The 25,348-nt window shown below is 44.1% G+C and carries 24 protein-coding genes and 1 tRNA gene; 16 read left to right on the top strand and 9 right to left on the bottom strand.

Features of this window, described 5'->3' with window-relative positions; all coding sequences use genetic code 11:
• Nucleotides 1-33 precede the first annotated feature (33 nt).
• The 4 genes from ACL934_RS11105 to ACL934_RS11090 all read left to right on the top strand — a co-directional run bounded on the left by ACL934_RS11105 (nt 34) and on the right by ACL934_RS11090 (nt 7,151).
• Nucleotides 34-2,124 (top strand): site-specific recombinase, encoded by a 2,091-nt coding sequence (locus ACL934_RS11105; RefSeq protein WP_374073460.1) that lies wholly within the window; start codon nt 34-36, stop codon nt 2,122-2,124.
• Complete coding sequence (locus ACL934_RS11100; RefSeq protein WP_413612258.1) at nt 2,124-2,849, top strand: dolichyl-phosphate beta-glucosyltransferase; 726 nt, start codon at nt 2,124-2,126, stop codon at nt 2,847-2,849. The genes ACL934_RS11105 and ACL934_RS11100 overlap by 1 nt, the downstream gene beginning before the upstream one ends.
• 336 nt (nt 2,850-3,185) lie before the next feature.
• Nucleotides 3,186-4,808 carry a S8 family serine peptidase gene (locus ACL934_RS11095; protein WP_374073458.1) on the top strand — a complete coding sequence of 541 codons (1,623 nt, stop codon included), beginning with the start codon at nt 3,186-3,188 and terminating at the stop codon, nt 4,806-4,808.
• A 123-nt stretch (nt 4,809-4,931) separates the two neighbouring features.
• The gene (locus ACL934_RS11090; RefSeq protein ID WP_374073457.1) at nt 4,932-7,151 is read left to right on the top strand and encodes a cation:proton antiporter; all 2,220 of its coding nucleotides are present in this window, start codon (nt 4,932-4,934) and stop codon (nt 7,149-7,151) included.
• Here ACL934_RS11090 and ACL934_RS11085 read toward each other — a convergent pair.
• The 5 genes from ACL934_RS11085 to ACL934_RS11065 all read right to left on the bottom strand — a co-directional run bounded on the left by ACL934_RS11085 (nt 7,143) and on the right by ACL934_RS11065 (nt 12,945).
• Nucleotides 7,143-8,549, bottom strand: a complete 1,407-nt coding sequence (locus ACL934_RS11085) for an aldehyde dehydrogenase family protein (RefSeq protein WP_374073456.1) — start codon at nt 8,547-8,549, stop codon at nt 7,143-7,145. The two genes, ACL934_RS11090 and ACL934_RS11085, sit on opposite strands and share 9 nt — an antisense overlap.
• Before the next feature lie 65 nt (nt 8,550-8,614).
• Nucleotides 8,615-9,634 carry a gamma-glutamyl-gamma-aminobutyrate hydrolase family protein gene (locus tag ACL934_RS11080; protein WP_413612257.1) on the bottom strand — a complete coding sequence of 340 codons (1,020 nt, stop codon included), beginning with the start codon at nt 9,632-9,634 and terminating at the stop codon, nt 8,615-8,617.
• 118 nt (nt 9,635-9,752) lie between these two features.
• Nucleotides 9,753-10,889 carry a YbdK family carboxylate-amine ligase gene (locus tag ACL934_RS11075; protein ID WP_413612256.1) on the bottom strand — a complete coding sequence of 379 codons (1,137 nt, stop codon included), beginning with the start codon at nt 10,887-10,889 and terminating at the stop codon, nt 9,753-9,755.
• Between the two features lie 114 nt (nt 10,890-11,003).
• Nucleotides 11,004-12,005: a hypothetical protein gene (locus tag ACL934_RS11070; protein WP_413612255.1), complete on the bottom strand. Its 1,002-nt coding sequence runs from the start codon at nt 12,003-12,005 to the stop codon at nt 11,004-11,006.
• Nucleotides 12,006-12,027: 22 nt separating this feature from the next.
• A complete protein-coding gene (locus tag ACL934_RS11065; protein ID WP_413612254.1) occupies nt 12,028-12,945 on the bottom strand; it encodes a LysR substrate-binding domain-containing protein in 918 nt (305 codons plus the stop codon).
• A gap of 110 nt (nt 12,946-13,055) precedes the next feature.
• On the opposite strand from ACL934_RS11065, the gene ACL934_RS11060 reads away from it, so the two are divergent.
• From ACL934_RS11060 to ACL934_RS11035, 6 genes are all read left to right on the top strand, one after another.
• Nucleotides 13,056-13,970 carry an NAD(P)/FAD-dependent oxidoreductase gene (locus ACL934_RS11060; RefSeq protein ID WP_413612253.1) on the top strand — a complete coding sequence of 305 codons (915 nt, stop codon included), beginning with the start codon at nt 13,056-13,058 and terminating at the stop codon, nt 13,968-13,970.
• Nucleotides 13,971-14,495: 525 nt separating this feature from the next.
• Nucleotides 14,496-14,578 (top strand) — tRNA-Leu (locus tag ACL934_RS11055).
• On the top strand, nt 14,539-15,042 hold the full coding sequence (locus ACL934_RS11050; protein ID WP_413612252.1) for a GyrI-like domain-containing protein: 504 nt from the start codon (nt 14,539-14,541) through the stop codon (nt 15,040-15,042). Before ACL934_RS11055 ends, ACL934_RS11050 begins: the two co-directional genes overlap by 40 nt.
• A gap of 328 nt (nt 15,043-15,370) precedes the next feature.
• Nucleotides 15,371-15,994 (top strand): hypothetical protein, encoded by a 624-nt coding sequence (locus tag ACL934_RS11045; protein ID WP_413612251.1) that lies wholly within the window; start codon nt 15,371-15,373, stop codon nt 15,992-15,994.
• 105 nt (nt 15,995-16,099) lie between these two features.
• Entirely contained in the window at nt 16,100-16,516 is a 417-nt protein-coding gene (locus ACL934_RS11040) for a hypothetical protein (protein ID WP_374073437.1), read from the top strand.
• A 47-nt stretch (nt 16,517-16,563) separates the two neighbouring features.
• Nucleotides 16,564-17,625 (top strand): SAM-dependent methyltransferase, encoded by a 1,062-nt coding sequence (locus ACL934_RS11035; protein ID WP_413612250.1) that lies wholly within the window; start codon nt 16,564-16,566, stop codon nt 17,623-17,625.
• Between the two features lie 9 nt (nt 17,626-17,634).
• On the opposite strand, the gene ACL934_RS11030 is transcribed toward ACL934_RS11035, so the two are convergent.
• Entirely contained in the window at nt 17,635-18,216 is a 582-nt protein-coding gene (locus ACL934_RS11030; protein ID WP_374073434.1) for a type 1 glutamine amidotransferase domain-containing protein, read from the bottom strand.
• A 22-nt stretch (nt 18,217-18,238) separates the two neighbouring features.
• On the bottom strand, nt 18,239-18,967 hold the full coding sequence (locus tag ACL934_RS11025; RefSeq protein ID WP_413612249.1) for a BON domain-containing protein: 729 nt from the start codon (nt 18,965-18,967) through the stop codon (nt 18,239-18,241).
• 184 nt (nt 18,968-19,151) lie between these two features.
• On the opposite strand from ACL934_RS11025, the gene ACL934_RS11020 reads away from it, so the two are divergent.
• The 4 genes from ACL934_RS11020 (at nt 19,152) to ACL934_RS11005 (ending at nt 21,714) form a co-directional block, all read left to right on the top strand.
• On the top strand, nt 19,152-19,706 hold the full coding sequence (locus ACL934_RS11020; RefSeq protein WP_374073432.1) for a hypothetical protein: 555 nt from the start codon (nt 19,152-19,154) through the stop codon (nt 19,704-19,706).
• Nucleotides 19,707-19,832: 126 nt separating this feature from the next.
• Nucleotides 19,833-20,360: a DUF3617 domain-containing protein gene (locus ACL934_RS11015; protein WP_413612248.1), complete on the top strand. Its 528-nt coding sequence runs from the start codon at nt 19,833-19,835 to the stop codon at nt 20,358-20,360.
• 177 nt (nt 20,361-20,537) lie between these two features.
• Entirely contained in the window at nt 20,538-21,083 is a 546-nt protein-coding gene (locus ACL934_RS11010) for a hypothetical protein (RefSeq protein WP_413612247.1), read from the top strand.
• 34 nt (nt 21,084-21,117) lie between these two features.
• A complete protein-coding gene (locus ACL934_RS11005) occupies nt 21,118-21,714 on the top strand; it encodes an outer membrane beta-barrel protein (RefSeq protein WP_374073428.1) in 597 nt (198 codons plus the stop codon).
• Nucleotides 21,715-21,775: 61 nt separating this feature from the next.
• On the opposite strand, the gene ACL934_RS11000 is transcribed toward ACL934_RS11005, so the two are convergent.
• The gene (locus ACL934_RS11000) at nt 21,776-22,195 is read right to left on the bottom strand and encodes a hypothetical protein (RefSeq protein WP_413612246.1); all 420 of its coding nucleotides are present in this window, start codon (nt 22,193-22,195) and stop codon (nt 21,776-21,778) included.
• Between the two features lie 77 nt (nt 22,196-22,272).
• Nucleotides 22,273-23,121, bottom strand: coding sequence for an EamA family transporter (locus ACL934_RS10995; RefSeq protein ID WP_413612245.1), 849 nt, complete (start codon nt 23,119-23,121; stop codon nt 22,273-22,275).
• An 81-nt stretch (nt 23,122-23,202) separates the two neighbouring features.
• Here ACL934_RS10995 and queA point away from each other — a divergent pair, with 81 nt between their 5' ends.
• Both queA and tgt read left to right on the top strand, forming a co-directional pair.
• Nucleotides 23,203-24,225 carry a tRNA preQ1(34) S-adenosylmethionine ribosyltransferase-isomerase QueA gene (gene queA / locus ACL934_RS10990; RefSeq protein WP_413612244.1) on the top strand — a complete coding sequence of 341 codons (1,023 nt, stop codon included), beginning with the start codon at nt 23,203-23,205 and terminating at the stop codon, nt 24,223-24,225.
• Nucleotides 24,222-25,337, top strand: coding sequence for a tRNA guanosine(34) transglycosylase Tgt (gene tgt, locus ACL934_RS10985; protein WP_374073424.1), 1,116 nt, complete (start codon nt 24,222-24,224; stop codon nt 25,335-25,337). The genes queA and tgt overlap by 4 nt, the downstream gene beginning before the upstream one ends.
• The last annotated feature ends 11 nt before the right edge of the window (nt 25,338-25,348 follow it).

Here is a 25,348-nt window from a genome sequence, read left to right as displayed (position 1 = left end):
TCATTTTCAGGAGGGTTTCTGTAAAATTTCCGTATGTTTAAAAAACTTACGGCATTTAGAAATCGTCTCATCAAATTTAAACAAAGCGGGAAGGTTCATAGTGACCTTGACGTTCTTCTTTCCTCAGCTAAAGACAATCGCCAGCTTGAAGATAAACTACAGTGGCTGGTCAAACTTCTGCAATGGGTTCGTTACGAGGGAGCGGTAGACTCCCATTTAGAGAAAGAGACAGGGCGGCTGCCAGTGGCAAGGCTGCGCTTCCTTTTAATTGTTTTAGATCGCAATCCTTCGTGGAAAAAAGATGTCGCAGTTATTTTGCGAACAGTTGTTCATGAAGTCAGCGGTCTTGAACTTTATACCGAAACCGGTCTTCCAAAAGAATTGGGCTTTTGGGGGGAACTCGCGGATCGCATGACCATGAAGATCTTGCCAACACCGCCTTTGGATCACGAACTCGGGTATTTGTTCTGGGCCTTGTTTCCGGATAAAGACGATCCGACGTGGCTCGCGTCTATCGACAATGTGACTTTTGATAAGATCGTTGAATTGTTTTTTTATGAAGTGGAATCCAACGAGCATGATTGGAATCGTCTGAAGACGGATCTTGAGGATGCTTTGGTGTATTTGGTGATCCAAGTGCGCGCCATCGGTTTGTCGCCATCGATTCGTTATCGTCTGGATAAACCTAATTTTCGTGATTCCGCATTCTTTGCATTGGTTCGCGGTCTTGAAGAGTTTATGAATGCCTATCACGCCGGAGATAAGACTCTTATTTTGGAAAAGGCCTCGCGCCTGCGCATGATTATTTGGGAATGTCGTCGCGAACTTCTTCAGGTTCATAAACATTTGGATGAGTACGGTGTAAGTATCAATTTGGTTTTCCAAATGATTCGTCTTAGAACTTACTTGCAACGTATCGACAGTCTTCTTGAGATTTTGTTGACGGAAAAACTCGATAGTAAGAAGGTCACAGGCTTCTTGTCGAAGCTTGTAGAAGAGAACCAAGATTTACGCAGCGTCCGCTCTTTGATTTCACAAAATATCTCATTGTTCGCTCGTAAAGTGGTCGAGCGTGCCGCTGAAACAGGTGAACACTACATCACCCGCACAAAAGAAGAATACCGTCGCATGTTGCAAGCCGCAGGGGGCGGGGGTGCTGTGACCGCAGTCACAGTCTATGTGAAAATTGGTATCCTCGCTTTAGGTCTTTCCGGATTTATGGAGGGTTTTCTTGCCTCTTTAAATTATGCCATCAGTTTCGTAGCGATTCATTTGCTGGGGTTTACGCTGGGAACCAAACAGCCCGCGATGACGGCTCCAGCTTTAGCGGCGAAGATGCAAGATGTGGAAACAAAAGAGGGGATGGAAGATCTCGTTACCGAAATCGTGCACTTGGTTCGTTCCCAAGTGGCGTCGATTTTAGGGAACGTGATGTTTGTCATTCCCTGTGTGATTCTGATCGACACGGCTTTCTTCCTTTTGTTCGGCACGCATTTGATGAGTCCTGAAAAAGCACAATATGCTTTTACGTCCGTGGATATTCTAGGACCAGCAATTTTGTTTGCGGGTTTCACGGGAATTCTTTTGTGGCTCTCAAGTATTTTTGCGGGATGGGGAGACAACTGGTTTGCTCTTCACTCTCTTCGTAAAACATTGGCGCGCAGTCCGACGCTTCGAGCGATTTTTGGCCGTCGTGGGGCTCGTAATATCGCCGTGTTCTTGGAAAAAAATATGTCGGGCCTTCTCGGAAATATCTCTTTAGGGGTTATGTTGGGAATGGTGCCGGAAATTATGAAGTTTCTAGGTCTTCCATTGGATGTGCGCCACGTGACTTTGTCATCAGGCACATTGGGTGGGGCTTTGCCGGTTCTAGGTGTTGAATTCTTAAAGACGCCGCAGTTCTGGAGAGCCGTTGTCGGCATTTTCTTTATTGGTGCACTGAATGTCGGTGTGAGCTTTGGTATGGCTCTTTTAGTCGCGATTAAAGCCCGTGGAATCAATCCACCGCAACGTCGTGCCATTCGTAAAGCCGTCGCAAAAAGATTTTTCTCAAGTCCCTTGAGTTTCTTTTTACCCGTGGGCTCCACAGTCAGTAAATCTTCTGGAGAGGGACACGGTCACTGATGATCTCCATCTCCGTTGTTATTCCCGCCTATAACGAAGAGCACAGACTGCCTGAAACCTTGAAGGTTCTAAAGCAGTTTGTTTCTTTAAAACAATCGGCGTGGAGCGTTCAGGAGATTATTGTTGTCAATGACGGCTCTACAGATAAGACGGCAAGTCTTGTTGAAGTAATGCAGAAGGAATGGCCTTTGCTTCAACTCGTGTCCTTTCCGCTGAATAAAGGAAAAGGAGCTGCAGTTCACGCGGGAATGCAAAAGTCGTCTTCTGCATGGATTCTTATCGCCGATGCAGACATGGCGACACCCTGGGATGAGTTAAATAAGTTTGCGACTTTATCAAATGAGGCGGAACTCATCATGGGATCTCGTGCGCTTCCGCAAAGTGATATTGTGATTCGTCAGCATTGGATTCGCCAGAGTATGGGGAAGACATTTAATAAGATTTTAAAGTTTATTGTCGGTCTTCCTTTTCACGACACTCAATGTGGATTCAAATTGTTAAAGAATGATTCGTTCTTTCGCTTGAAAGTTCTGCCGCTTTTGCAGGTGGAGCGTTTTTCTTGGGATGTAGAGCTGATTCTTTTTCTGATGAAGTACAATAAAAAAATCTTGGAAGTTCCTATTCGCTGGGAACACAAAGAAGAATCTCACGTGCACATCGTGCGCGACAGTCTTGAGATGTTATTCACCGTCTTGAAATTAAAGAAAAGAGTTCGCTCGGAGTAAAAAGGTACGTGTTCTAGATGCTCCTGATCTGTGATGGAACAAGAAAATGAAGACACTAGGCGTTAATATCTTTGATTTAATATTAGGCACCTTAGCCTCAAATAAATGATACCTCCTATAAGAATTACTAATACTTAACGGTATGCTGGTCCTAATTTTGAACTGGGGTTCCACTTTGGAACTACACCCTTCATGACAGAAAATTTCACTTTTTTAGCGCTAAAAAAAAGTGCAGGTGGTTCCAAAAAGAGTACTTGATAAATCTTTCATCCTGAAATGAAGTGCCTCTCCATGAGGACTTCAATAGTTGGAGTCCATGGATATGGGGGGATTTAAATGAAACGCAACGTGTTTGCACTTATCCTAACGGTGTTGTTTGCGACGGCAGCTCAAGCAGAGCGCGTAATCGTAATTATGAAAGACAAAGAATCTTTCAAATCAGCACACATGGCGTATAAGATGAAGGGGTCTTATGCACTTAAAGGATTCAAATTGGGCGGCCAACCAGCTGCAGTCGAAGGCCAAGTAGAAGACAGCCTTGAAAATTTGAACACTTTGATCATCGATACTAAGAACGAATCTGAGATTGCTGCATTGAAAGCAAATCCAGCTGTTGCTTACGTAGAAAAAGAAATTTTCCACGAAGCTCCGCGTCCAGTAAAAGGTTTCTTGGCTAAAGCTAAGAACGGTCAGCAAAAAGTAGGACAAAAAACTCCATGGGGTATCCACACAGTTAAAGCTCCTCAAGCTTGGGCTGCTGGTAAAAAAGGTGAAGGCGCTCGCGTACTTGTACTTGATACTGGTATCGACGAATCTCATCCTTCTTTGAAAGCAAACTTTGAAAAAGGACAAGACTTCACTGGCAACTCTTCTGGTTCTGATTACACAGATACAGTGGGTCACGGTACTCACGTAGCGGGAACAATCGCTGGTGTTCTTGATAAAACTGGTTTCACTGGTGTAGCTCCAAAAGCAAAAATCTTGGCAGGTCGTGTATGTGCTGAGAACGGTTGCTCTAACATCGCTATCGCTCAAGGTATCAACTGGGGTATCCAAGAAAAAGTAGATGTTATCTCTATGTCTTTGGGTGGTATGTGGTCGACTCCTGCTGAGCGCGATGCTGTTAACAAAGCTGATAAAGCAGGTGTTACAGTGGTTGCAGCTTCTGGTAACAACGGATCTAACAAGGTTTCTTACCCAGCAGCGCTTCCAACAGTTATCGCTGTTGGTGCTATCGACAACACGCTTAAAAAAGCAGACTTCTCTCAATACGGTCCTGAATTGGCGATCGTAGCTCCAGGTGTTGCAGTTGTTTCTTCTGTACCACAAGGAACTGGCCGCGAGGCTTCTGTAGAGATCTCTATCGGCACTAAAGCTGGTAAAGTAAATGCTTCTACATTCCAAGGTGCGAAAGAGCTTTTGACTCCAGAGACAAATGTTCTTGTTCCTGCAGGTCTTGGTAAAGTTGAAGACTTCGCTAAAGTTGATGTTAAAGGCAAATACGCCTTGATCTCTCGTGGCGAAATCAAATTCTCTGAAAAAGTGGATAACGCTATCAAAGCGGGTGCGTTGGGCGCAGTTATCTACAACAACGCTCCTGGTTTGATCCAAGGTGCATTGACTGAAGACGGATCTGTTCTTCCTATCGCTGTGTTCATGATCGAACAAACTGTAGGTCAAGAGATCGTAAAACAAATCACTGCTGGCCAAACCGTCAAAGCGACTTTGCAAACTATGGCGACTGATTACGCAGCGTTTGACGGTACTTCAATGGCAACTCCTCACGTATCTGGTGTGGTTGCTTTGATGAAAGCTGCAAACAAAGCTTTGACTGGCGCTCAAGTAAAAGCAATCTTGAAGCAAACAGCTCAACCTTTGGGACCTAACACTGCTAACGAATACGGTGCAGGTCTTGTGAATGCTGAAGCGGCAGTTAATGCAGCTCTTCAAACACACTAATTGATTCTGACAAAGAATTGATTAATTAAGACGGCTCCCTCGGGGGGCCGTTTTTGTTTAAAAAGCTCCACAGGGGCTTTTTTGCATTTGTGGGTTCCGTAAAGTCTTGTCATACTTTTACCCATGCATAGTTTACCTGCGATGATCTCAGATTTGGCCCTTATCCTTGGAACGGCCGGTCTTGTTACCCTTATCTTTAAAAAATTAAATCAGCCCATTGTTTTGGGATATCTCGTCGCTGGATTCCTGGTGGGGCCAAAGACTTCGATCTTTCCAACCGTAGTGAGTGGTGAAAGCATCAATCTTTGGGCCGAGATCGGGGTGATCTTTCTACTTTTTGCCTTAGGCTTGGAGTTTAGTTTTAAACGTCTTTTCAGAGTGGGAGGAACCGCCAGCTTCACGGCGATCTTAGAGATCTCCCTTATGATCGTGTTTGGTTATGTCACCGGACGCCTTTTAGGGTGGAGTACGATGGACAGCCTTTTTCTGGGCGGGATTTTATCCATTTCTTCGACCTCGATTATTATTCGCACCGTGGAAGAACTTGGCTTTAAAAACTTAAAGTTTGTCGGGATGGTCTTTGGTGTTCTGGTTATCGAAGATCTGGTGGCCGTTTTATTGATGGTTTTACTTACCACCGTGGCACTGACAAGAAACTTTGCCGGTGGCGAAATGTTAAGCGCCATCGTGAAACTGTCATTTTTCTTATCAATCTGGTTTGTGGCTGGCATTTTTATGCTGCCATCCTTGTTAAAAAGAACTCAGAAACTTTTAACAGAAGAAACTGTTTTAGTGGTTGCTGTCGGACTTTGTCTTTTAATGGTGGTTTTTGCTACGACCGTGGGTTTTTCATCGGCCCTGGGTGCATTTATCATGGGATCTATTTTGGCAGAGACCATTGAAGGGGAGCGCATCCACCACCTTGTGGCTCCGATTAAAAATCTTTTCTCTGCGGTTTTCTTTATCTCTGTCGGGATGTTGATTGATCCCCATATCATTGCTCTTCATTGGCGTGAAGTTTTGATTCTTTCAGCGGTGGTGATTGTCGGGAAAACTTTCAGTGTGACTTTAGGATCTGTTCTTTCGGGACAGACTTTAAAATCCTCCGTGCAATCCGGAATGGCGTTAGCGCAAATCGGGGAGTTTTCTTTTATCATTGCGACTTTGGGACTTAATCTAAAAGTGATCAGTGAAAAAATGTATCCCATGGCGGTCGCAGTTTCTGTGATCACAGCCTTTACGACGCCGTATATGCTGAGATCATCGGAAAAAGTGTATGCTTTGATTGAAAAGATTCTGCCCGCGAAAATGGTTTCAGCTCTTGATAGTTACAGCGTGATTTCATTTTCCATGTCAGGAAATAAGGATTGGCGCGAGCAAGTTCGAGCTTACATTCTAAAAGTTTTATTAAATTCTGTGGTCGTCGTTGCAATCTTCTTATTGATGGCCCGTGTGTTTTTACCTTTCTTGCTGGAACGACAAGTTGAAGAAGGACCTGCGAAGTTTATTTCTCTTAGTGCCACGTTGTTTTTAAGTGCTCCGTTTCTTTGGGCCCTGGCTTTCGGAAGAACGAAACAATTTGAAGTTCTTTTGATGGAGCAAGGAAAGGGCAGTCATAACTACGTTTTCCTGGTTTCCCGTATTATGCTTGCCGTGGGACTTCTTGGAGCCATGGTGGCGCAGTTCGTGCCGTTAGCTTGGGCGATTGGTATCACATTGTGGATGGTAGTTGTTGTGGGCTACGTTTTGTCTCACAAGTTGCGCGATATCTATCAGTGGTTTGAAAATAGATTTCTTTCCAATTTGCATGACGATGTTCAAAAGAAGCACGCTAAAAAAAGCAGTCGGGCCCTTGCGCCTTGGGATGCGCATATTACGGAATTCACTATTCCGTCGGAAGCTCCCTATGTCGGTGTGCCTTTTCACTCTTTGTCTATTCGTGAAAAGTACGGAGTGACCGTCGCCTTAATTGAAAGAGGAAAAAAGCGAATCACGGCGCCTGGACGAAATGAATGTCTTATGCCGAACGATCAAGTTCACGTGATTGGAACCGATGAACAATTGATTAGATTTAAATTGTTCATCGAGGCTGACGATGTTCTTGTGGAATCCGCGGACACTGTTTCCGAATACAGTCTGGAGCAATATTTACTGAGTGAAAAATCACCTTATCTGACCAAAAGCATTCGTGAATGCGGCCTGCGTGAAGCGACAAGGGGACTTGTTGTCGGAATTGAAAGAGAAGGCAGGCGCATTCTCAATCCCGACTCCAGCGAGACTCTGCAAAAAGGCGATATTCTGTGGATCGTGGGAGATCGCGAAAAAATTCTGCGCCTAGAATAATCTCCAGCGCAGAATTTTCTTAAACAGATTCGTTTTAGTCGGTGTGTAGGGTGGGTAAATCAAGCGCATCAGTTTTCCCAGCCAAGATTGTCGTAAAACGGCCTTTTCATGGGAAAAGGTCTTAAATCCGTAAAAGCCATGATAGCTTCCAAGACCGCTTTCGCCCACACCACCAAAGGGAAGATCTGGATTTCCAAAGTGAATCACAGAGTCGTTAATACAAACTCCACCGGCGGTGGTCTGTTTTAGCACGTCCTGAATGTTCATTTCACTGTGCGAGTACATATACAAAGCCAACGGTTTGGGGCGCTCATTGATAAAATGAATGGCTTCCGAAATTTCTTTATAAGTCATGATCGGAAGAATAGGACCAAAGATTTCCTCTTTCATCACAGCACTGTGAGGGTCGACTTTTTCTAAAAGGGTGGGAGCTACATAGCGGGCGGCTAGATCAACCTCTCCGCCATAACTGAGGACGGCGTTCTGTGCGACGGCTTCGTCGATAAGATGTTTGAGTCTTTCAGTATGTTTTTGTGTGATAATACGGGCAAAGTCCGGAGAGTTTCTTTTTTCTAGAGGAGATTTTCCATAGAACGAGTCGATTTTAGAAATAAGAAGTTTTTTAAAATCATTCAATACGCTTTGTTGTACCAAAAGATAATCAGGTGCCACGCATGTTTGCGCCGCATTGACGAATTTAGCCCATGCGATTTTTTCAGCGGCGACTTCAAGGTCTGCCGTAGAGTCTACGATCGTTGGAGATTTCCCTCCAAGCTCTAGAGTGACACGGCTTAAGTGTTTGCTTGCAGCTTCCATGATGATTTTTCCCACGCGTGTGCTACCGGTGAAAAATATGTGATCAAAAGGAAGTTGTAAAAGCTCTTGAGTTTTTTCAGGACCGCCTTCGACAACAGTGACGTGTTCTTCTGAAAACGTTTCTTTGATTAGTTTTGCAATCAGGGCAGCGGTGTTTTTAGTAAATTCAGAAGGCTTTAAGAAAACACAGTTTCCTGCGGCAAGAGCGGCAACCAAGGGGCTCATCAAAAGTTGGAAAGGATAATTCCATGGACCAATAATCAAGCACACTCCCAGAGGTTCGCGATAAACATGGTTTTTTGTTCCCGCTAAAAGCAGTGGAGCACTCACTTTCTCGGGGCGCGCCCATTTTTTAAGGTGTTTTTGGGTGTGACGGATTTCGTGGAGGACGGGATATATTTCGGTGACCAGTGTTTCTGCTTCGGGCTTGTTAAAATCCTGAGCTAATGCAGCAGCAATTTCAGAAATATTTTTCTCGATCATTTCATCAAGGGCCGCGAGATGTTCAAAGCGAACATCGAGAGATTCTTTGCGAAGTTGAAGAGAGAAGTTCTTTTGATGCAGAAAGATTTGTTCAGTCATACTCACATGTTAGATCACGGTGGTAAAGAGGCAATCCCGATTGCATTCTGCGATGCGCATAAACATTAAAAATTAAAAATTTTTGAACAGCTTCTTGGCATCACGCGGTTTTTTTGCACGACAACGTTCCAGAGGATTTTAGACCCCAGTTCGTTGTTCATGAGTTCCGGATGGAATTGGAGCAAAAGACCGCGTCCGTTTTTAAATTCTGTGGCTTCCGTCACTCCATCATGACTGCGTGCTGCGATTTGCAGCATGCCGCCTTCCTTAAAGATCACCGATTGGTGATGCAATGAATTCACATGCATTTTTCCAGAAGCATTGGCCAAAGATTTTAAGATATTATTTTTGGTGTCTTTGACTTCGATATCATGCCAGTCATTGCTGTGACTGACGTCATTGCCAATATGAAAAGGCACATCTTGAATCAGCTTATAGCCCAAAGCGACTGAGGAAATCTGGGAGCCTCGGCAGACACCGAATAAAAATCCTTTTTCCTGTGCAACATAAGACTTGATAAGTTCAACTTCGAATTGGTCTCGCGCTGGAATCGTGTTGCGCGAATGAAAATTCTCTTGTTTGTAAAGACGAGGATCGACGTCATCGCCTCCCATAGCCACCATCAAAGGAAATCTTTCAGAGATCTGTTGAAAGAGTTCGCGAGTTTCGCTTTGGGAGAGTCCCAAGTTTGTGTTCATAGGCAGAATATAAGAAGAGTGGCGAGCTTGTGCGAAGATCTTCTTAAAGTTGATCACACGTTGAGAGTTCTTTGCGTAGTCTTTGGGAAGATTTGAGATCATCAAAGCGCGGGCCTCGCGGGAATTTTCATTCAAAGGTTTAAAACCACGCAGAGGAAGATCGGGAAGACGACCTTCAAAAAGCTCCATAAGCTCAGGATTTTTTGAGAGTTCTTTTAAATATCTTTGTGCCGCCACCTCAGGTGTTTCTGATGCACGAACAGGAAGAATAAGGGGCGCGAGAGTCGTACCAGGGGACCATTCGTACAGACGCAGAGATTCCGCCGCCCAAGTCGTCGTTGTGAAAAAGAAAAGTAAAAATAGCAGTGCCCACAGAGAAGTTCTCATATCAAAGTAGAGTTCAAAATAGGTGCCTACTTTATGCGGCTCAGCTTCTTTTAAATAGAAGAAGGCGAGAAGTCGCCTGTCTCAAAATGAGAAGACGACGATTTTTGGGAGACCCTGACTAAACGACCTCCAGGTCTTTTTCAAATCCCTCGCAGAGGAAATCCACAACATCCTCGAAAGATTCTCTCTTATTAAAAACATCGCGTTGCGCCTGATAACTGGGATTTTTCATGTCCTGCTCAACGAGATCTTGAATGTACTGGGAATATCCTAAGTTTGTAATATCCTCTTTCATCTCGACAAGCAGATCTTGAATGTCTTGAACAACGGGTTTTGTGTTGGCTTCGTTATCAATCAGAACCTCAGCTTCAAGTCCGTGGCGGGAGGCTCGCCATTTATTTTCGCGGATCATCCAGTCTTGAGGAATAGGGCGTTTGATTCCCGCATCCAGACGACGTTGAATGTGAAGAGCAAGAAGATGAATGAATGCGACTAAGCGAGAAGTTCGGCGAATACCTGGCACTCCATCACAGATGCGGATTTCCAATGTTCCATAATTTGGGCTTGGGCGCATGTCCCACCAAATATCTTTAACACTTCCGATGGAGCCGCTTTTCATAAGTTTACCAACGATATTTTCGAAATCGTTCCAACTTTCAACGCGACAAGGATGTCCCCCCGAAGGATGGGCTTCAAAAACCGTGATACGCGAAGAAGAAAGTCCCGTATCATGTCCGGTCCAATATGGAGAGCTCGCCGATAGAGCCAAGAGATGAGGAAGATAGTATAAAAACTCATTCATCATCTCGATACAGTGCTCGCCGCTTTTCATGCCCAAGTGCACGTGCAGTCCGTAAATCATCAGGCGACGTGCAATATGTTGATTGCGTTCAATGAGATACTGATAGCGTTCAGCAGGATAGAAAATTCTATTATGCCAACGGGCAAATGGATGCGTGCCGTTGGAAGCAAGGCGAGCCCCATTCTTTTTACAAATGCGCAGCAGTTCGCGACCTGTTAACAATAATTCTTGTTCGACTTCTTGGACGGACTTGCAAATCGGTGTGTCGATTTCAAGCATGCTCTGAAATATTTCGGGCTTCAAATGAGGTCCAGGTAAAGACCACTCCTGAAGAATGTCCGGAGAAATAGGGTGGAGATTGCGAGTCTCTGGATGAATGATTTGCAGTTCCACCTCTACGCCTAAAGATAACAGCTCTGAGTTCCCGAAGGGAACGCTAGGGGATTTAGTCATAAATTCACCATAGGTACTTTGGTAGTGTGGCGCAAATTTTAATGCAGAAAAATGTGACTTCGTGCGTTTTTGAGACGGAAAAATGCACGAAAATTAATTTTTTAGTTTACGTATCTAAATTTTTTCTGTCGTATTTCGCTCGGAGTAGGCTTTGTGAAAATGTAGCTCGATATGAATATAAATCTTAGAAAGTATATTATAGAGCTCCCAATGAATATCGTCATTGTTCTTCACGTGACTGTTTATATCAAAGGCATGAAATGTATCTAGGCAGTGGAAGGTGTAAATCATCGCTTGAGAAATAACGCTATTAATATGTTGAAGGGATAGTTCAATGGTTTCGATGTTTCCCTTTCGAATTTCCGGCAATCCGAACCTCGATCTATTTTCTATATCCGCTAAAAAAGTGAACGAGGGATGAGTGTATTTTGAATAGAATTCGTATATTTGTCCTCGTTGATTGAAGTACTTCTCCACATCATAGATTTCAGCCGTGCTATCAACTTTTTTTAGGCTCTCTAAGAGATGTTTTGTGGAGAAATGCTTTCTCCATATCGCCTTACTGCGAACCATGTCTTCTATTTCATCTTGGTTGACTGCTTGAAACGCCTGAAACTTTTCTCTATCACTCAAAATAGAAACATAAACCCATAATACTTCGTGAGCAGCTCGAATAGTGATTTTGGACGTACTGTCTATGCCTTGTTTTAAGAGAAGATATGACCCGTTTAAATGCTGAGTGAGTTGCATTAAAAGAACGTAAGGCACAAAGTTTGGATTTTGTGAGTCCATTCGACTCCACGAAATGCCAATAGGCTCAATGGCCCTTTCATTTTTTTCTGCCTTGTGAATTGATGCAGCAATGGCCGCTGCTAAATGATGAAGTGTTGTGAGTCCTAGCAGGGTCAACATTTCCTCAAAAGCAAAACGACTTTCAAAATGTCCTGAGTTTCTTTTTGAGCGTTCAACATGGTCTTCGTTAAACATGGAATTTAATGAATCTATAGCGTCATCTTTTGAAAATGACATTTCACTAATTTTAGAAATGAACTCCATGGCGCTTAGAAAAATGTCGCCAATTTCCTTGTTTTCAAAAAAATCTCGCGAGTTTGACATTATTTTATCCGTTAGTTCGAGGTTAAAGCCGCATCACATCCATAAGGCATTCTGCTTTTTTGTTGCTGAGTGATTCATTCTCAATCACGAAACTTAAAAATGTCTTTAGCGATGAATTTTCATTCTCGGGAATCCAGAAAACGGATACAGGTAAATAAAGTTTTTTAATCGGAACAAAGTGAGTTTCAAAAGGAGCAAAATTCTGAGACCCAGAAATTGTCAATGAGACCCCTTTTCCCGTGGCAACTAAAATAGGACAGCTTTCGTTTTCTTTTTTTATATAAGTCTTAGGGTTAATGCCACTATGCTTGAAAAGTTGCGCTATAGTATCGTAAAAATCGCTGGATTCTTTTCTGGGATGCAGAATTACTGTTTCGTTTTTTAATTCTTTCAGCTCGATTTCTTTGCGTTTTGCAAGGGAATGCTTTTTAGGAAGTAAAACTCCTAAGGACTCATCGTGAACGGAGTGCTGAGAGAAAGGTTCTGCTGAAACATTTCCTTCTAAAAAACAAATATCAAAGCGGCCCGTTTTAAGGCCCTTAACAATTCCACTTCGTGATTCCTGTTGAAGTTCTACTTTGATTTTAGGGAAGCGATCCTGAAACTCCGCGATAATCTTAGGGAGATTTGCTAAAAAAGTAGTCGTAGAAAAGCCAATGCTTAAATTGCCAGTTTTAAGTTTGCCAATGGAGCGAACTTCTTTTTCTAGCTCGTCGGCTTTAGCCAGAATCTCCCGACCTTCTTTTAAAAGAAAAACTCCTGCTCCTGTGAGCTTCACCTGCCTTGTGGTTCTTTCAAAAAGGGGCGTCGCGAGTTCTTCTTCTAAAGAGGCGATCAACCGAGTTAAAGGCGGCTGGGACATTCCCAGAATTTCAGCACTTTTTCTGAAATTAAGTTCTTCTGCGACAACGACAAAGGCTTTGAGTTTTGCTAAGTCCATATCTATTGATACTAAAAAAGTATCAATTTGTCCAATTTATTAGCAATTATCATCGGAAGAACCCCTTGGTATTCTGTCCTTAATCCTATTGATTGCGATTTGGAGGATCTGTGGAGTTTGATTACGAGGTACTTATTATTGGGGGTGGTCCTGCGGGCTTATCGGCGGCAATGTCTTTAGGACGGTTGAGCAGAACAGCTCTTGTTTGCGATGACAATCGGCCAAGAAATGCTCCATCCACACATGTAAACAACTTTCCTTCTCAAGATGGAATTCATCCCGCTGAGTGGCGTAAGAAAACTCGTAAGGACTTAGAAAAATATAAAACAATCGGTTTTTTTGAAGGCGCAGTTTTATCAGTGCATAAAGTCGATCAGGGTTTTGTGGCTCAGCTCTCCTCAGGTGCCACTCGTAATTTTAAAAAAGTTATTCTAGCATACGGCATTCAAGATAAATTACTTTCAGCTCCCGGCTTTAAAGAGCTGTGGGGAAAGTCTATTTTTCACTGTCCTTTCTGCCACGGATTTGAAGTTCGTGGTGCTTCATTAGGACTTATTGCAAATGGGGAGCTCGCAGCTCATGGGCTTCCGATGATTTATGGTCTTTCAAAAGACCTTATTTTATTCACGAATGGAAAAGCCAATTTGAGTGAGGATTTACAAGAGACTTTGAGAGGGCGAAATGTCGAAGTTATTGAAGAGCCCATTGATCACTTGATCTATGAAGGAGAAGTATTAAAGGTTGTGGTGCTTATCGATGGTCAGAAGAAGGAACGGGATGCTCTGTTTGTGGCACCGATCTTTCCGTTTCAAAGTAAATCTCCCATTGGTGAATCTTTGGGTTGCGAAAAGACGGAGTTGGGTTTTTATAAGGTCGGCGAGCGGGGTGAAACGACAGTTAAGGGTGTCTTTGCCGCTGGTGATAATATGACCATGATGCAATCAGTTTTATTGGCCTGTGCTTCTGGGGTCGCAGCTGCCGCGGGTGTGATATTCAGCCTTGTTAGCGAGGATTTCCATGGATAGAAAAAAATGGGGGAGGTTATCCCTCCCCCGGACTCACGAAGGGAACCACCAAACCTTCGAAGAGTCGCAAACTTAAATTTTAATTACTGCTTCAGCTACGGGCCTCTGGCCCTTCGCTCTGCCGGCCTCCGCCGCTAGAACTTTTTCTGTTTTGCCTCTGCTCTTACAGGCTTCCTAGCAACCGTGATCCACAGTGCGTACATCACGACTCCCGAGTAGAAGAGGCAGAACATTGCTACGTCATGTAAATCCGTCATGTTCTCTCCTTTTAGCGGCCTTCCTTGGCCTCCCAGAAACCTTGAAGTGCCATCCTAGCGTCTTCTTGTTTCCGTCTTAAGAGCGTCCTTGCTCTTACTGTATAGACTGTAGAGGTGCAGGCGGAGGTTAAAGGAAAATGCTAAAAATGTGGGCAAAATGCATCTAGACGTCGATTTTTTTGTGTATTGCAATCTATTGACTCTGGGGGCGGGAAATGGTTAATTTAATCTTCCCTCAGCCCTCAAAGTAGGGCCTTTTCGCTTGTGCGCGCGGGTGGTGGAATTGGTAGACACGTACGTTTGAGGGGCGTATGCGCAAGCGTGAGGGTTCAAGTCCCTCCCCGCGCACCATTAATGAAATCATGATGACTGTCATTAAAATCCAAAATCGTAAAATTTCAGGTATCAGCGTCAGAACTAAAAATGCCAACGAGCTAGATGCTTCCACGGCTAAAATTGGTCCGCTCTGGGGTCGGTTCTTTCAAGCTATTGCGCCGTCCTTATCTCAAGACTCTAGCGTTTATGGCGTTTACTATAACTATGAGTCTGACATGAATGGCGAGTTCAATGTGCTCGCTGGAGCGGACCGTCTTGGCTCAACACCAGAGATGACCATGGAGTCTGTAACTATTAAAGAAGGCGATTATCTTCTATTTTCTGAAACTGGTGAAATGCCTCAAGCTGTGATCACGGCTTGGATCAAAGTTTGGAAGTATTTTTCATCCCCTGATTGTCAGCATAAGCGCGCTTACCTGACTGATTTCGAGATCTATAGGGGTTCAGATAAAGTTGAAGTTTATATTGGATTGAAATAAGACTCGTTCCAAGAAAAATTAGTCGTAGCGGTTCTCAAGAGAAAGAGCCCAAAGCAAACATCCAAAAGTAATAAAATCCAAAGAATAAAAAGTCTGCTGGTGGGCGAAGTCCAATTTAAAATAATTGCCAGCAGAGTGATTGTAATTGTGATGTGAATGGGTATCCAAAACTTTTGTAGTCATCTGAGCGCATTTTTCATGCGCTCATTGAGGATTTACGCCCTCTGTAAAGTGCTTATGCAAGCATTTGACCTTCATCTTAAGATAATCAGTTTTTCAGTGCTGGCATAGATGCCGCATGAGGATTTTTTATTGCATAGGATGAAAAATGAAAAAATCAATTTTAGGTTTAATTTTGGGTTCTCTTTTTGTTAGCACTTCTTTCGCCGGCGTTTGTAAAACATATGTGGCCGAGAAGAACAGCGGATTCTTTTCCACCCGCCCGAAAATAATTGTTTTGGATGAAATTAGAACGAACTATGGAGGTTGTCTTGACCTGGTTGTTGGAGAGTACGCGAAGCTTGGCCGAACTGCTTATGCCCGGTACTCGTCAAGTGGCGAGGTTCCTTTGGATGGACCAATTGCTGCAGATTTTTCGGCTTATATTGTCGCGTCTCATTCTCAAAAAATAGAGGGTGGGCCTTTGTCTTGGAGGGGAAGAAGCACGGGCTGTTTTGCTCGCGCAGATTATCGCAGTTTGCTGAAAGGGACATTTTCGTCTCATCACGGAAAGGTTTTGAATCCTTCAGGGCAAAGTCCACAAGAATGTATGAAGTCGGCCGTGGATAATTACACAATGGAAACGGCACGAGGAACTTCTCTGCGTAGTATGGAAGTTAACTTTCAATTGGATGGTCAGATCGGTGTTCAATCAGGAATGACCCTTGAGATCGAGGACGCCGGTTTCTTAAGAGATATGTTTAAATCCGAATTTATGCCAATTTATGAATAAAGTTTTGTCAGTATAGTCTTTTTTTCACGAAACGGCCTTTTTTGGCGATGCCTTGGTTTTGAGTGCTATAACACCGCCGTTACATTCAAAACCAAGGATTATTTTATGAAGAAGACACTTGTTCTTATCGGAATGTTTTTTTCTGCTACGGCGATGGCCAAAACGGATATCACAACTTTCCGCTGTGTGACCGACAAAGTGATTGAAGGAAACTCTCCTACGGTGATCGAGTTTCAAGTTCAAGAGTTGAACACGAAAGAAGCGACCTACTACACCGTGGACCCTGATTCTTATGAGCCCGTAAAAATGACTCCTGAATATTCAACGTTGATGTTGAATGAGAACTGGGGCATTACTCAAGCGGCGAACCGTCTGGTGATGGAATCTGACGGAGACGGTTGCCAGTTGACGGAGTTTGTTCTTTATAAAAACTCAGGCTATAGAAGAGGTTGGGTCCGTGTTCGCGATTTGGGTTGCGGAGCAAGTCCTTCCTACTCAACTGTGACTTGTAACGTTAAATAGTTTCATCTTCGTCTTGCTAAAGAACCGGGGGCTGGTACCATTTATGTATGACCAACCCCCAACGGGTTCTGCTTCACTATTTTACGAATCCTGGAATTCTTGAGATCAAGCAAGATCTTTTATCTCTCACCTCCGAGGAACTCGGAGAATTCTTTGTTCACTCTGCGTTTCTTAGCAGCGCCGTAAACTTCCTTAAGGACGAGCATTGGCTGCACCGTGAAGACATCGCGGCTCAAGAGCAGTCTTTTCAAGAATTTTTAGCGCCCTATTTCGGCGTGGAACTTTTCTCTCTTCGTTTTCTTCAAGCCATCGTCGAGAAATCTTCTGCAAAAGGTTTAAAAGAAGTAGGACAGCAAGCTCAGGCCTGTGAGCTTGCTGTGATTCAAGTGATAAAGAGTCGAACTTATTCTGAGCAAAAAGTGTTTGCAGCAAAAGCCTTAAACCTGATGCTAGAGCTCTTCGATTTGGAAAATAAATGGCAAGTAGAAAAGAAAGCCCAGGGTCTTCATTTGGGACTTTCGATGTATCGCACTTTTGATGCATTAGATGATGTCTTCAATTTGGATTACAGTGTGGATCTTGGAATGAAAGCCGATCTTCAAGAAACGGAACGTTTGTGGGAGGGGGCTGGTGTGGGCGTTCAGTCAGGATATTCCACGGTTTCGCTGGCTCTGCGCCATCTGAATTTACCTTTAGGATCGCGATTCATTGATTTGGGTTCGGGGTATGGTCGAGTGGGATTGATCGTGGGATTGCTTCGTCCCGATATTGATTTTAAGGGGTACGAATACGTCGCACATCGAGTGGATATTGCCTCTTCCTCTAGTTTGAACTTAGGGATGCAAGATCACGTTCATTTTTATACTCAGGATCTATCTCTAGAGAGTTTTAAAATTCCCGAAGCAGAGATTTATTATATGTATGATCCGTTCAGTGAGGAAACATACGCTCACGTGCTGGCCCAGCTTGTTGAAATCAGTCGTTACAAAAAGATTGCCATTGCCACCAAGGGGAACGCCCGGGGATGGTTATTAGAGGTGGCCCGTCGTGAACAGTGGTCAACACCTGAAGAGTTCGACAACGGGAACCTCTGCTTATTTCGTTCGTAAAAAATAAATTTAGTGAGAAGGATGCATTCTCGTTTCTCGTTCTTCGTGCCGTCCTTCCCTGAATTCTTCGATCATCTTTTTATTAAATGCAGGAATGTCTTCGGGCTTTCGACTTGTGACAAGTCCCTGGTCCGTCATCACCTCAGTGTCATACCACTGTCCTCCGGCATTGACGATGTCAGTTCTTAAAGAAGGCCAAGAAGCGACTTTGCGACCAGCGATGATACCAGTTTCAATCAAAAGTTGTGGGCCATGACAAATAGAAGCAATGGGTTTTCCGCTATCTACAAAATCCTGCGCAAATTCGACGGCTCGTTCGTCCATACGCAGCTTGTCGGGACTCATCACGCCACCGGGCACCATCAAGGCATCGAAATCTTCTGAGTCAGCTTCATCGAGTGAGAAATCAACATCAATGGACTTTCCCCAGTTGCCTTTAGACCAACCTTTAATTTTTCCCTTCTTTAAAGAAACGATGGATGTTTCTGCTCCGGCATCATCCAGGGCCTTCTTTGGTTCAAAGAGTTCGGATTCTTCAAAGCCATCCGTAGCAAGAATAGCAACGCTTTTTCCTTCAAGTGGTTTTGCCATATCAAATCCCCCGAGTGGTTATTTAGTGACTGGAAGAAGAACTTTGATCCGATTTTCTGGATCTGTCAGATCTTGCAGAAGATCTTGGGCTTTCTTCGGCCTTCTTTACGCGGATGTTATTAGTGACGTCTCTGACGCCAAAACAACCTTCTGCAACGTCTTCGGCAAGATGTTTCATTCTGCGTTCTGGAACTGTTCCAGACAAAGTCACTTCGCCCTCTTTTACCTCGACAGTGATGTCATCGGCATCAATGGAGGAATGACGTGTCAGCATCTCATTGATCTCTTCGTTGATGCGTTCGTCGGAGCGTTTATAGTTGCGAGGGCCACGTCCGGCATAAGAACCACGAGCTTCTTCGCCTCTTCTTTCGCCGAATTTTTCGATATCACTCTCACTTTCTCTGTCCTCGCGAGCAAAGCGATTGGCTTCATAGCCATAGGACATAATTTCTCGACGGCCTTGGCGAGGATAGCGGCGATCTAATTCTTCCCTGTATTCAGAGGAGCCTTGATAGTGAGGGGTTTCGGAAATTCCTGCGTAACTATAACCAGACTCTGGATAGTCGGAAGCTCTGTAGTAGTCGCTAGGTCTGCGATAGTTTGTTTGGTCATCCCGACGCATGTGCCGCGTTTCTCTTTCGCGGTCATAATCGAACTCAGTTTGATAATCTTGGGCATTACGTGTGTCGCGATTTTCGTCACGGTTGGGTTCATTGCGATAAGACTGCTGTTGGCGTCTAGATTGATTCATAAATTTCCTTTCATGTATGAGGTATGAGAATGAAAGAAAATGAAGAGCCGGGAAATATTTCTGTCTGAACTGTTTTAGAAAACAAGAGGCTGCTTGATATTTGGCAGAATGTACGGCAACCCCTTTAGTTTATACAGAAGAGGAGGCTATCGTAAAGATTCGAAAATAAAATAAGGAGTTATAAATGAATACCAAGAACGTGTTTTCAGTTTTGTTTGTTTCCGCTTTATTAGTGGCCGGATGTGCAACAAGAGATAGACGGGCAGAAAGTGAAGTGCCGAGCAGTGCCGCAAGACAAGTGGCTGCGTCTGAAGAGACTTCTCACGTGACGGAATTTTCATTCTCTAAAGGTTCCTCAGAGTTGAGTGAAACCGCCAAACAAGATCTGCGTCGTGTGATTACGGATGCCAAACGCACAGGTAATATTAAAGAGTTGAAAGTTATCAGCTGGGGAGATTCTGAATATCCATCCAGTGAAACGAAAAAATTATCTTCTGAAGAAAGAGATCTTGTTAAAAAGCGTAATAATGCAATCCGTGATTACGTGAAGAGCTATAGCGAAGGATTGGATGTTGATGCATACAGCATGGCCGAGCGTCCCGGAGTTCTTAAAGAAATTTTTAATACTTCTGATGCGCGTGTGAAAAAATCATTGGAAACGGCGGGAATACCAACAACAGCTAATGCCAAGGTTCCAGCGAAAGCTTCCAAATCCATTGTTATGGTTATTACGGAATAACTGTTATTGTCTTTAAATCGAGCCTTGTCTTTTTCATCGACTAAGGCAAAGGCTCGATTTCTTATCTTGCCTCCGCTTTCAGAGTGTTGGATAACTTAATAAACATTCTTCAGTGGAGTTTAATTAATGAAAATCCTATTGGTAATTTTGACTTTGAGTTATGCAGTTCCCAGTTTGGCATTTGATATTAAGCCGGGCCTTTGGGAGGTTCAGACTGTTGTCACTTATGATGGAAAGCAATTTGATCCTCAAGCCGAGATCAAAAAAGCAATGGCTGCAATGTCTCCAGAACAACGAAAGCAAATGGAAGCTCTTATGAAGAAGGGTGCTGGCGGCGGTTCTGGTTTTGGTGGTTTGTCAGAGAATGGTTTTAGAATTTGTTATACAAAAGCCATGTTGAATGATCCAAAAAAAGTCATGGAAAGTTCAAAGAAATGCAAAATGGATTTAAAGAGTCAAACGTCGACGAAGTTGACGGGAACCTTTAATTGTCCGGATGATAAAACTTCTGGAACTTTTGATTGGACCGTAAAAAACCAAAATCTATATGAAGGCTTGATGACGGGAAAAACCAAAGATGGAAAAACATCTCTTGTGCGTCAGAATGCCAAATTTGTTTCAGCTGATTGTGGATCTGTAAAGCCCGAGCTTTAATCCGTGGTATTTTGCCCCGACAGTCTCGGGGCAAAATAACCGATTCTTTCCCGTTGTAATCCTCATCTCAAATTTAAAGACGAATGATACCTTTGCCAGCTTGGTCTGAATTCTGCTTCACGCAAGGTGCACGCAGAAACTGATTCTGACTGTTAACAAACAGCAAAGGAGTATCTCATGAAGAGCACTAAATTATTTGTCATCTGTCTTACGCTTCTCTCGTTGGTTTCCATCAAAGCGTTGGCCGCTGTTGATTCTGAAACAGAAACAGCATCGAAAGCTTTAGGAGCAAAAATGGCTTCTGAAATTTCATTTGATGAAGGTCAGGCCACTTTGAGCGATGGGGCTAAAGAAGAAATCCGATCTCTTGTGCAAACAGCAAAAGAGGGAGGAAAGATTGACGAGTTGAAAGTGGCGGTCTGGGCAGATCGAGAATACCCGACGAAAGATACGAAAGCTTCCAAGTCAGACATCGCTCTGGCCAAAAAACGCGCGGATGCTATCAAGTCCTTTATCAAAGACGAAATGAAGGTGGGTTCTGTGAATACCTACAACATGACAGAGCGACCCAATGCTTTACAAAAGTTTTTGCGAACTCCGGAGTCCAAAGTGAAAACGACTTTGGAAACAAGTGGAGCTGCTCCTCGTACGTCGAGTGAGACGGGTGTATTTGGTCAAAAAGCCAAAGCATCTCGCGCCGTCATTATGGTCTATATGGAATAATGAATTCATAATACTAAAAAAGGGGGGGGCGGACATGAGACGCTTGGGAATAGGTTTGGCACTAATTTGCAGCATCTTTATTTCAGCTCATGCACAGGCCGCCGGATTCTATGTTGAGCCAGGAGTCACTTATGAAAAGGGTGACAACGAACTCGAGTGGCCCGCTCCTTTAAGTGATTCCACGGGGAATACCAAAGGTCTTGGTGTGAATCTGAAATTAGGATTTCATGCTGCGGACTCTTTCTTTATGGGAATTGATGGCTCTTATTCAAAGCCGCGTTTTGAACAATCCGCGACAGATTACGAAGCTGACGCCACCTCAACACTTTATGGTGTCGTCCTCGGAGCGCAAATGCCTGTGATCGGTTTGCGTTTGTGGGCGGGATATATCTTTGGCGGAGACTTAGACCCTGAAGAAAGTGGCGATGTCGACGTGAAGTTTGAAGGAGCCAGAGGAGCCAAAGTAGGACTGGGATTTAAAATTTTTATGATCAGTCTTAACGTGGAATACATGGATCTTGAATACAATGATTCTATACTTGAAGAGGCGGGGCCTGTGACGGGAACTTTGGATAATAAATTAAAAAACAAAGTGGGGTTGGTGAGTATTAGTATGCCGCTGACTTTGTAAGCGTGAGCGTTCCTGGGTAAAAAGTCTTACCGCTTTCAAAAAACGGTAAGACTTTTTTATTTTAGATGCACTTAAATTTCATTTCTACGGAATAACCTTTACCAAGCACGCCGTCTGCAACAACGCCGCCGAGCCCTACGATGCCGCCAGCAGTAGATTCATTTTTTCCACCGAGCGCGTAAGTTGTGCCGCCCAGAATTTTAGCAGCTGTACTGGCTTTTTTTGCCATCTTATAATTTTTCTCGTCGATATCGCCTTTGTATTGAGCGTTCTCATTTACAAAAGCCGGAGTCATGTTGCGCTCTTTGCAAAAGCTGTTCGCTTGACGAATCGCTTCGCGAGAACCCTCTTCGCTATCTTCACTGGCAATAACCACGCGATGAATGCCATCAGCTCCGGCGCGAACATCAGGGTGATGGGCACAAGCTGCGACAAAGAGACCTCCACAAACAATCAAACCAAAACGTAAATACTGTGACATAAAATTTCCTTCTTAAGGATTATTGTTGGTAAACACAATGCTAAAGAAGAATTCTTATGACGGGTAGTCTAGAAGAGTTAGAGGCTTAAGAGGACAGCTCCAACACCCACGGTGAATGCGCCTAAGATCTGGGAGCGAGTGAGGGATTCCTTTAAAAAATAGGAAAAGATGACGGCGAAAAAGATCGAAGAATTTCTTAAAGAGATCGCAAAGCCGGGAGCAGAAACTTGAAGGCCATAAAGAAATATTAAAAAGGATGCCGTGGCTGCGGCTCCTGTCGCCATAACGGCAAGTCCACGGGTTTTAACGGTGTGGCTGATACGAGACACGGGATCTTTTCTCAATCCCCAAAATAAAAAGGGGAGGGATACGATCATAGCAATGAAAAAGAGAGACTTAGGTTCGGCCTTTGCGACCAAGGCGCGATGATAGCAGAGGTGATAGCCCGCGATAAAAATGGCACTGAGGTAAGCCCAAATATTTCCTCTTCCGTCAGCAGCGGCATTGTTTTTAGAGAAGTCTTGGGCATTCATTGCAATGATTCCCGCAAGAATGAGTGCGGCTCCGGTAAATTGAAGTCCTCCTGCACGTTCTTGAAGAAAGAGGGTGGAAATAAGCCAAACAAGAATCATCGCTCCACCACGCATAATAGTGTACGACTTGCCCAAGGATGAGGTGCGCAGGGCTTTTGCCAGAGTGAGAAAGTAAAGCCCCTCGAAAACGCCTGAAAGAATTCCAATAAGCCAGGCTTCTCTGTGAGGCATTGAGAAACCGCCAAATGTGAGAGTGACACCCAAAGTAATAATCCCACTTAAAAGAATTGTGAGGAACAGAAAGCTTTCTTTGTCCTGGGACGATTTGGCGACGGCATTCCAGGCAGCATGAAGAAAAGCGGAGGTGAGGAGTAAAAGGGGACCTAAAGTCATGGAATGGTTTTAGTTTTTTTACCCCTTTTAAGCCAGAAAAAAGTGTTCTGGCGCTTTGTTTCTATGGTATGAAGGAGCCCTATGAAAATCACCGATTTGGACTTCTCTTTTCCTGAGGAACTTATTGCGACGTCCCCTGTGCGACCTTCGCGTGTCATGTGGGTTTCCGAAAATGAAGAGCCTCAAGAAATCTCTTTGCAAGAACTGATGATGCGCATTCCATCGGGAGATATTTTGGTCGTGAACAACACGCGAGTTTTAAAACGTCGTGTGTTTGCCGGTGACATTGAAATACTGTTTCTGAAACAAGTAGATCGTCTGGATTGGGAAGTTCTGTTTCCTTCTAAAAAATTCAAAGTGGGATCGACGCTGGAACTTCCTTTGGGAATTACGATGACTTTACTTGAAAAGGGCCGCCCGCAAAAAGTGCGTTTGAATCAAGAAGTCTCGGAAGATTATTTTCAAAAAGTGGCAGAACTTCCTCTGCCACCTTATATCCAAAAAGCCCGCGATCAAAGACACACCGTGGATGCGGATGAATCATGGTATCAAACAGCCTGGGCGAAATCGCCGGGAAGTTTTGCAGCTCCGACGGCAAGTTTGCATTTTTCAAAAGACGATATGCAGAAGCTGCAAGAGCGTGGCGTAAAAATTTTTGAAGTGACCTTGCATGTGGGGCTCGGAACTTTTCTTCCGGTGACGGCAGAAGATCTGAACGATCACGACATGCATGAAGAGTACGTCGAGATCAGTGCGCAAACTTGGAGTGCAGTCCAAAAAACCCGCTTGGCAGGAGCCAAGGTGTGGTCTTTGGGTACGACAACCACGCGCTCTTTGGAGAGTGCGGCGCAAGGACTTTTGCAGGGCTCTGAGGTCGAGGGTTATCGCGGCTTTACTAAGCTTTTAATTCAGCCTGGGTATCAATTTAAAGTGGTCGACAGGCTTTTAACGAACTTTCACCAACCGCAATCGACGTTGCTTGCTTTAGTGGCAGGATTTTCTTCCCTAGAGAGAGTAAAAGCTTGCTATCAATGGGCGATTGAGAGAAAGTTCCGGCTCTTTTCATACGGAGATCTGACGTGCTGGACGGGAAAACAACCATGACATTAGGCGAATTTAAAGTTCATAAAACTGCGGGCCATGCTCGTCGTGCAACTTTGATGACGGCTCACGGCCCCGTGCAAACGCCGGTATTTATGGCGGTGGGAACAAAAGCCACTGTAAAAGCCATGACTCCGGAAGAATTAAAAGAGTGCGGCACTCAAGTTGTTTTGGGTAACACGTATCACTTGCATTTGCGTCCTGGCGAAAAAACGATTGCCAAAATGGGTGGCCTTCATAAATTTATGAACTGGCATGGCCCGATTCTTACGGACTCCGGCGGCTTTCAAGTTTTCTCGTTGTCGCAACTTCGTAACATGTCCGAAGAAGGTGTGGAGTTCCGTTCGCACTTGGACGGGGCAAAACATTTTATCTCTCCAGAAAAGAGCATGGAAATCCAAATGGATTTAGGCTCTGACATCATCATGGCTTTTGACGAATGTCTTCAATACCCGGCAACGGAAGAAGAAATCGAAAAGTCCATGGCGTTGACGTACCGTTGGCTTTTGCGTTCCAAAGCAGCGATGACTCGTAAAGAGAGTTTGCTTTTCGGAATCGTTCAAGGTGGTTTAAGTCTTGAGCATCGCCTAAAAAGTATGGAACAAATTTGTTCTGTGGATCTTCCGGGATATGCTTTGGGTGGATTTAGCGTCGGTGAGCCGATTCACTTGATGCATGAATTGCTTCCTCATGTCGCACCAAAAATGCCAGCGAATAAACCGCGCTATTTGATGGGAGTTGGGACTCCGACGGATCTGATCATTGCAATTGATTCAGGAATCGATATGTTCGACTGCGTCATGCCTACGCGAGTGGCACGCAATGGAACTATTTTTACGTGGCAGGGTAAGGTCAGCATTAAGCGCAGTGAGTATCGTGAGGACAGCTCTCCTCTAGATCCGGAATGTGACTGCTACACGTGCACGAATTATTCAAAAGCGTACTTGCGTCACCTATTCTTGAGTGGTGAAATTTTAGGCTCTCGCCTGAACACGATTCACAATATTTATTTCTATATGAAATTGATGGAACGCGCTCGTCAAGCCATCGAAGAAGGTCGCTGGGAAGAGTTCCGCGATGATTGTTTAACGCGTTTCGTAAAGAAAGAGCGCTAGACTTAAATATT

It is taken from the genome of Bdellovibrio sp. HCB-110 (assembly GCF_047323225.1).
GTDB lineage: Bacteria > Bdellovibrionota > Bdellovibrionia > Bdellovibrionales > Bdellovibrionaceae > Bdellovibrio.
Note: the sequence above shows the minus strand (reverse complement) of the source record. Positions and strands in the feature narration are given on the sequence as shown.

What these genes read in the sequence shown, in the direction of transcription:
- ACL934_RS11105 (WP_374073460.1), top strand. Translation starts at nt 34, where the DNA reads ATGTTTAAAAAACTTACGGCATTTAGAAATCGTCTCATCAAATTTAAA.
- ACL934_RS11100 (WP_413612258.1), top strand. Translation starts at nt 2,124, where the DNA reads ATGATCTCCATCTCCGTTGTTATTCCCGCCTATAACGAAGAGCACAGA.
- ACL934_RS11095 (WP_374073458.1), top strand. Translation starts at nt 3,186, where the DNA reads ATGAAACGCAACGTGTTTGCACTTATCCTAACGGTGTTGTTTGCGACG.
- ACL934_RS11090 (WP_374073457.1), top strand. Translation starts at nt 4,932, where the DNA reads ATGCATAGTTTACCTGCGATGATCTCAGATTTGGCCCTTATCCTTGGA.
- ACL934_RS11085 (WP_374073456.1), bottom strand. Translation starts at nt 8,549, where the DNA reads ATGACTGAACAAATCTTTCTGCATCAAAAGAACTTCTCTCTTCAACTT.
- ACL934_RS11080 (WP_413612257.1), bottom strand. Translation starts at nt 9,634, where the DNA reads ATGAGAACTTCTCTGTGGGCACTGCTATTTTTACTTTTCTTTTTCACA.
- ACL934_RS11075 (WP_413612256.1), bottom strand. Translation starts at nt 10,889, where the DNA reads ATGACTAAATCCCCTAGCGTTCCCTTCGGGAACTCAGAGCTGTTATCT.
- ACL934_RS11070 (WP_413612255.1), bottom strand. Translation starts at nt 12,005, where the DNA reads ATGTCAAACTCGCGAGATTTTTTTGAAAACAAGGAAATTGGCGACATT.
- ACL934_RS11065 (WP_413612254.1), bottom strand. Translation starts at nt 12,945, where the DNA reads ATGGACTTAGCAAAACTCAAAGCCTTTGTCGTTGTCGCAGAAGAACTT.
- ACL934_RS11050 (WP_413612252.1), top strand. Translation starts at nt 14,539, where the DNA reads ATGCGCAAGCGTGAGGGTTCAAGTCCCTCCCCGCGCACCATTAATGAA.
- ACL934_RS11045 (WP_413612251.1), top strand. Translation starts at nt 15,371, where the DNA reads ATGAAAAAATCAATTTTAGGTTTAATTTTGGGTTCTCTTTTTGTTAGC.
- ACL934_RS11040 (WP_374073437.1), top strand. Translation starts at nt 16,100, where the DNA reads ATGAAGAAGACACTTGTTCTTATCGGAATGTTTTTTTCTGCTACGGCG.
- ACL934_RS11035 (WP_413612250.1), top strand. Translation starts at nt 16,564, where the DNA reads ATGACCAACCCCCAACGGGTTCTGCTTCACTATTTTACGAATCCTGGA.
- ACL934_RS11030 (WP_374073434.1), bottom strand. Translation starts at nt 18,216, where the DNA reads ATGGCAAAACCACTTGAAGGAAAAAGCGTTGCTATTCTTGCTACGGAT.
- ACL934_RS11025 (WP_413612249.1), bottom strand. Translation starts at nt 18,967, where the DNA reads ATGAATCAATCTAGACGCCAACAGCAGTCTTATCGCAATGAACCCAAC.
- ACL934_RS11020 (WP_374073432.1), top strand. Translation starts at nt 19,152, where the DNA reads ATGAATACCAAGAACGTGTTTTCAGTTTTGTTTGTTTCCGCTTTATTA.
- ACL934_RS11015 (WP_413612248.1), top strand. Translation starts at nt 19,833, where the DNA reads ATGAAAATCCTATTGGTAATTTTGACTTTGAGTTATGCAGTTCCCAGT.
- ACL934_RS11010 (WP_413612247.1), top strand. Translation starts at nt 20,538, where the DNA reads ATGAAGAGCACTAAATTATTTGTCATCTGTCTTACGCTTCTCTCGTTG.
- ACL934_RS11005 (WP_374073428.1), top strand. Translation starts at nt 21,118, where the DNA reads ATGAGACGCTTGGGAATAGGTTTGGCACTAATTTGCAGCATCTTTATT.
- ACL934_RS11000 (WP_413612246.1), bottom strand. Translation starts at nt 22,195, where the DNA reads ATGTCACAGTATTTACGTTTTGGTTTGATTGTTTGTGGAGGTCTCTTT.
- ACL934_RS10995 (WP_413612245.1), bottom strand. Translation starts at nt 23,121, where the DNA reads ATGACTTTAGGTCCCCTTTTACTCCTCACCTCCGCTTTTCTTCATGCT.
- queA (WP_413612244.1), top strand. Translation starts at nt 23,203, where the DNA reads ATGAAAATCACCGATTTGGACTTCTCTTTTCCTGAGGAACTTATTGCG.
- tgt (WP_374073424.1), top strand. Translation starts at nt 24,222, where the DNA reads ATGACATTAGGCGAATTTAAAGTTCATAAAACTGCGGGCCATGCTCGT.